The sequence below is a fragment of the Sphingomonas sp. genome, assembly GCF_031361285.1.
Lineage (GTDB): Bacteria > Pseudomonadota > Alphaproteobacteria > Sphingomonadales > Sphingomonadaceae > Sphingomicrobium.
Genome location: NZ_JANMCO010000028.1, coordinates 1 through 4816, shown reverse-complemented (window position 1 = coordinate 4816; position 4816 = coordinate 1). Strand labels below are relative to the sequence as shown.

Below are 4816 nucleotides of genomic sequence, written 5' to 3'. Positions count from 1 at the left end.
ACATTCATGGTATTTTCCGCGGCATCGTTGCTGCTGCAAGCCGAAACCGCCAGGGCCGCACCGGCGACCAGGATAAGAGCACGCATTCAAAACTCCCTAGATTATGAGATCTGGAGCGGTAGACCCGCTTCGCAAATCGCGCGCACAATAGGCTGAAGCGACGACCGCCTTCAAGACACTTTGTCGGTTGTGCTCAAGTCGTTGATAAACTGGATAAAATTACTCTTAAGAGCATCATCGACGCGGCTCATAGGCGTTTCTTTTCCAAGCGCTGAAAGGCTGGTGACGCCATATTCCGTGATGCCGCACGGGACGATGCCGGCGAAATGCGACAGGTCCGGGGCGACGTTGATCGACAGGCCGTGGAGCGTCACCCAGCGCTTCACGCGCAGGCCCAATGCCGCGATCTTGGCTTCGGTCGGGCCTTCACCCACCCAGATCCCGATTCGGCCCGGCGCGCGGTGGGCGGCAACCCCAAGCTCGGCGAGCGTGGCGATGATCCACCCCTCCAGCGCATGGACCAGGCGACGGACATCGCGGCCGCGCTTCTCGAGGTCGAGCATGACATAGCCGACGCGCTGACCCGGACCGTGATAGGTGTAGCGCCCGCCGCGGCCGGCATCATGGACCGGGAGGCCGAGCGGATTGATGAGCTCGGCGGGATCGGCGCTGGTGCCGGCGGTGAACAAGGGCGGATGCTCGAGCAGCCAGACGCACTCGCGAGCGCTGCCGGCCCGGATCGCCGCCGCCCGTTCCACCATGAACGCCAGCGCCTCGGTGTAAGCCACCGGGCCCTCGCTCGTGAGCCACTCGATTTGGTCGATATCGTCCATTGGCACCAAGCAGATGGCGGCGCCCGGCGCCGGCGGCAAGCGTGATTGCGCGCGCCGCTTTAGGTCCGCATAAGCGCCGCAAAGCATTGAGAGGGGCGGCTGTGGCTGAATTATCGATTTCAAGAGCGTGGGACGAAACCCGGACGGTGATCGCCCGTGACGGGAGCTTGCTCACGACCATCGCGCTGGCATTGTTCGTGCTTCCCGGGGTGGTTAGCGATGTCGCCGCGCCGGAGGCACCCGCGGGGCAGCTGCCGAAATTCGGATACTGGACCGTACTGACGATTATCGCGCTCCTGATCACGCTGGTCGGCCAGCTGGCCGTGATTCGTCTCGCGATCGGTTCCGGCCTGACCGTTGGTGAAGCCATCCGCCATGGCGCGCGGCGCACTCCCGCCTATCTGGCGGCGACGCTGATGTGGCTGCTGCCGTTCCTGGTCGTGGCGATGTTGATTACCGGCAAGGTCGTGGGCCCGGCGAAGGCCGCGTCTCCGGCGGCTGCGCTGGGACTGATCCTGCTGTGCGGTGTATTGCTGTTCTTCGCCATCCGGATGTTGATGACGTCGCCGGTCGCGAGCGCCGAGCCGGTCGGACCGGTCGAGATCCTCCGTCGCAGCTGGCAATTGACCCGCGGCCACTGGTTGCGGCTGTTCGGCTTTTTCGTGGCGGTTATCATTGCCGCCGTGGTGACGATTATCGCCGTTTCCGCGGTGGGCGGGATCCTGGCCCAGCTGATCTTCGGTGGGGTCGCACCGCTGACCGTCGGCGCGTTGCTGGTCGCGCTGCTCATCCAGGTCGTCAGCGCACTGGTTTCGGTGATCCTGATGGTGATGCTGGCGCGGATTTATGTTCAGCTGGGCGGCGAAGGCGCGGCGGTCAAGGTTCCGACCAGCGGCACCTGAGGCGCGCAGTCGGCGGGCAGGATGCCGGCGAGGCGCGGGTCGGCAAAGCGCTCGATCGCGCGCTGGAAAGCGGTAAAACCGGCGCGGCGGTAGGCGGAGAGCGCCGCCGGATGATCCAGCGAGCAAGTGTGGACATGGACCCGGCGGACGTCTTTCCGCCACGCGAGATCGAGCGCTGCGGCGAGCAGCCATCGCCCATGGCCTCGGCCGGCAAGCTCGGGGACGAGGCCGATGAAGGCCAGCTCGCACTCGCCCGGTGCACGAAAATCGAGTTCGAGAATCCCGACTTCGCTTCCATTTGCGTCGATCACGGCAAAGATTTCGACGTCGGGGTGGCGGATGATGGCGGCCAGCGCGGCGTCGTCGCGGGTCAGGCGGGAGAACCATAGCCAGGGCGCGCCGACCAGGCGGAACAGCCGGCGGTATTCGTCGAGGCCCGGTGGCGTCATGGGGCGCAATGACAGGGGGCTGGGCGGCACCGGGGTCGCGGGTGCTTCACGCATTTCGAGATAGGTAATGAGCGCCGCGATTTCCCCGTCGCGCAGGGGCTCGCATGCCATAGGCTGGGTCACTTCCATCGCGCCAGCGGCGGCAGGCTCATCAGGATCGCGTCGATGTTGCCGCCGGTCTTCAACCCGAACAATGTGCCGCGGTCGTAGAGCAGGTTGAACTCGACGTAACGACCGCGAAACTCGAGCAGCCGCTCCATCTCCTCGGCCGTGAACGGCGTCGCCATGCGGTTGCGGACGATCGTCGGGAAGATGTCGAGGAAGGCCTCGCCGACATCGCGGGTGAAGGCGAAATGGGCGTCGAAATGGCCCTCGAGATGGTCGTAGAAGATGCCGCCGACGCCGCGCGACAGTTCGCGATGGGGCAAATAGAAATACTCCTCGGCCCACTTCGAAAAGCGCGGATAGAAGGTCGGGTCGTGGGCGGCGCAGGCGGCGCGCAAACGGGCGTGGAAGGCGTCAGTGTCTTCTTTGTAGGGGATTGCAGGGTTGAGGTCGGCGCCGCCGCCGAACCAGCGCTTGGTGGTGGTGATGAAGCGGGTGTTCATATGGACCGCGGGGACGTGCGGGTTGGCCATGTGGGCGACGAGGCTGAGGCCGGTGGCGAAGAAGCTCGGATCCTGGTCGGCCCCGGGGATCGTGGCCGCGAACTCGGGTGAAAAGCGCCCGCCGACGGTCGACACATTGACCCCGACCTTCTCGAATATGGCGCCGTTCATCTGGCCGCGCACGCCGCCTCCGCCCGGTCCGTCTTCGGTGTCGCGGTCCCATGGGGTGTAGGTGAACGACGCGTCGCTGCCGGCCTCGCGCTCGATGGTCTCGAACGCGGCACAGATCCGGGTGCGCAGGTCTTCGAACCAGTCGCGCGCCGCCTGTTGCTGATCGTCGAGGGCAAGCATGAGCACGTCATTGCGAGGAGCGTCGCGACGAAGCAATCCAGTTTTTGAATTGCTCCCACTGGGTTGCCGCGCCCGCTGGCGCGGGCTCGCAAAGACGTTACAACGTTTACCGGGGGGGAATTGCCATGCTGATTGCGCTGTTGGTGCCACTGAGTCTCGCGATCCTGACCTTCGGGCTGATCCTCATCCGCGCCGCGATCGCCAAGCAAGCGACACCCAACCGTGAAGCGATGCTCGTCGGAGCGGTAGTCAGCTTCTTCGACACGCTCGGGATCGGCTCGTTCGCGCCGACTACGGCGTGGCTCAAGTTCCGCAAGATCGTGCCTGACCGGCTGATCCCACCGACCATGCTGGTCGGCCTGACCCCGCCGTCGATGGCCGAATCGATCATCTTCCTCATCGCTTTGGGGGTGAAGGTCGATCCAGTTCTGCTGATCGGCTCTGTGATTGCGCTCCTGATGGGCGGGCTGCTTGGCGCGCCTCTGGTGGCAAGGACGCGGGTGTGGATCGTCCAGGCCGTGGTCGCGGTCGCGCTGTTGCTCGCCGCGACCGCGTACGCGATGACCAACCTGAATATGTTCCCAGGCGGCGGGACTGCAAACAGCTTGCCGTTGGGGTTGATGATCGTCGCCATCGCCGCGAGTTTCTGCTTCGGGATCCTGCTCAATTTCGGAGTCGGCAATTACGCGCCGACACTGATCATGCTGAGCCTGATGGGAATGGACCCGCGACTGTGCTTCCCGATCATGGCCGCCGGCGCGGCGATGTGCGGCGCGGGTGCGAGCATCCGCCACATCCAGATCGGAGAGATGGATTTGCGGATTGTCGCCGGGCTTGCACTCGGCGGAATTCCGGCGGTGTTCGTGGCGGCCTACATCGTTACGGAGATGGACCTTGAACTGCTGCGCTGGCTGGTCATTGTCGTCGTCCTCTATGCGGCGGCGGTTATGCTGTGGGCCGCAATCAAGGGCCGCCGAGAGCACCGAGCCGAAGGCGCGACCGCCGCTGTCGCCGGCTGACCAAGTCCGCCCCTTGGCAGCCTCGGATGCGCCCGCTATCAGGCCCGCCAATCGCTCCGGGGGCCTCCAGGGGCGGTGCCACTTCGTGCCCTTCCGGCATGTGCAGAAATTCGCGTCACAAGGGTTAGCATGGCCACGCTGGAACAGTCCGCAGAGGGTTCAGAAGCCGGCGACGGCGGCGCTGGCGAAATTCGGCGCCGCGATTTCATCAATGTCGCCGCCTTGAGCTTTGCCGGCGTCGGCGTGGTCGCCGCGGCAATCCCGCTGATCACCCAAATGTCGCCGTCGGCCGACGTGCTGGCGCTGGCTTCGACCGAGGTCGACATTTCCAAGATCCTGCCCGGCCAGGCGATCAAGACCAGCTGGCGCAAGCAGCCGGTGTTCGTGCGCAACCTGACGCCGGCGGAAATTGCCGCGGCCAATGCGGTTCCGTTGCACGAGCTGCGCGACCCGCAGACGCTGGCCGAGCGGACCAAGCCGGGCAAGACCAACTGGCTGATTACGATGGGGGTTTGCACCCATCTCGGCTGTATCCCGCTGGGTACTGGCGAGGGCGAGAACCGCGGTCCCTACGGCGGCTATTTCTGCCCCTGCCACGGTTCAGCCTATGACACCGCGGCCCGCATCCGCCAGGGTCCGGCGCCGCTCAACCTG

Annotated in this window: 6 protein-coding genes; 3 read left to right on the top strand and 3 right to left on the bottom strand. The window is 65.3% G+C overall.

Annotated features, from left to right (window positions below; all coding sequences use genetic code 11):
- Window positions 1-170: 170 nt before the first annotated feature.
- On the bottom strand, window positions 171-833 hold the full coding sequence (gene lipB, locus RMO25_RS02800; RefSeq protein WP_309661088.1) for a lipoyl(octanoyl) transferase LipB: 663 nt from the start codon (window positions 831-833) through the stop codon (window positions 171-173).
- Between the two features lie 101 nt (window positions 834-934).
- On the opposite strand from lipB, the gene RMO25_RS02795 reads away from it, so the two are divergent.
- Window positions 935-1735 carry a glycerophosphoryl diester phosphodiesterase membrane domain-containing protein gene (locus RMO25_RS02795; RefSeq protein ID WP_309661087.1) on the top strand — a complete coding sequence of 267 codons (801 nt, stop codon included), beginning with the start codon at window positions 935-937 and terminating at the stop codon, window positions 1733-1735.
- On the opposite strand, the gene RMO25_RS02790 is transcribed toward RMO25_RS02795, so the two are convergent.
- Window positions 1684-2295 carry a GNAT family N-acetyltransferase gene (locus tag RMO25_RS02790; protein ID WP_309661086.1) on the bottom strand — a complete coding sequence of 204 codons (612 nt, stop codon included), beginning with the start codon at window positions 2293-2295 and terminating at the stop codon, window positions 1684-1686. The genes RMO25_RS02795 and RMO25_RS02790 overlap by 52 nt on opposite strands.
- An 8-nt stretch (window positions 2296-2303) precedes the next feature.
- Complete coding sequence (gene hemF / locus RMO25_RS02785; RefSeq protein ID WP_309661085.1) at window positions 2304-3143, bottom strand: oxygen-dependent coproporphyrinogen oxidase; 840 nt, start codon at window positions 3141-3143, stop codon at window positions 2304-2306.
- A 125-nt stretch (window positions 3144-3268) separates the two neighbouring features.
- On the opposite strand from hemF, the gene RMO25_RS02780 reads away from it, so the two are divergent.
- Both RMO25_RS02780 and petA read left to right on the top strand, forming a co-directional pair.
- Complete coding sequence (locus RMO25_RS02780) at window positions 3269-4162, top strand: TSUP family transporter (protein ID WP_309661084.1); 894 nt, start codon at window positions 3269-3271, stop codon at window positions 4160-4162.
- Between the two features lie 129 nt (window positions 4163-4291).
- Window positions 4292-4816, top strand: a 525-nt coding sequence (gene petA / locus RMO25_RS02775; RefSeq protein WP_309661083.1) for a ubiquinol-cytochrome c reductase iron-sulfur subunit, incomplete at its 3' end; no start/stop codon positions are given.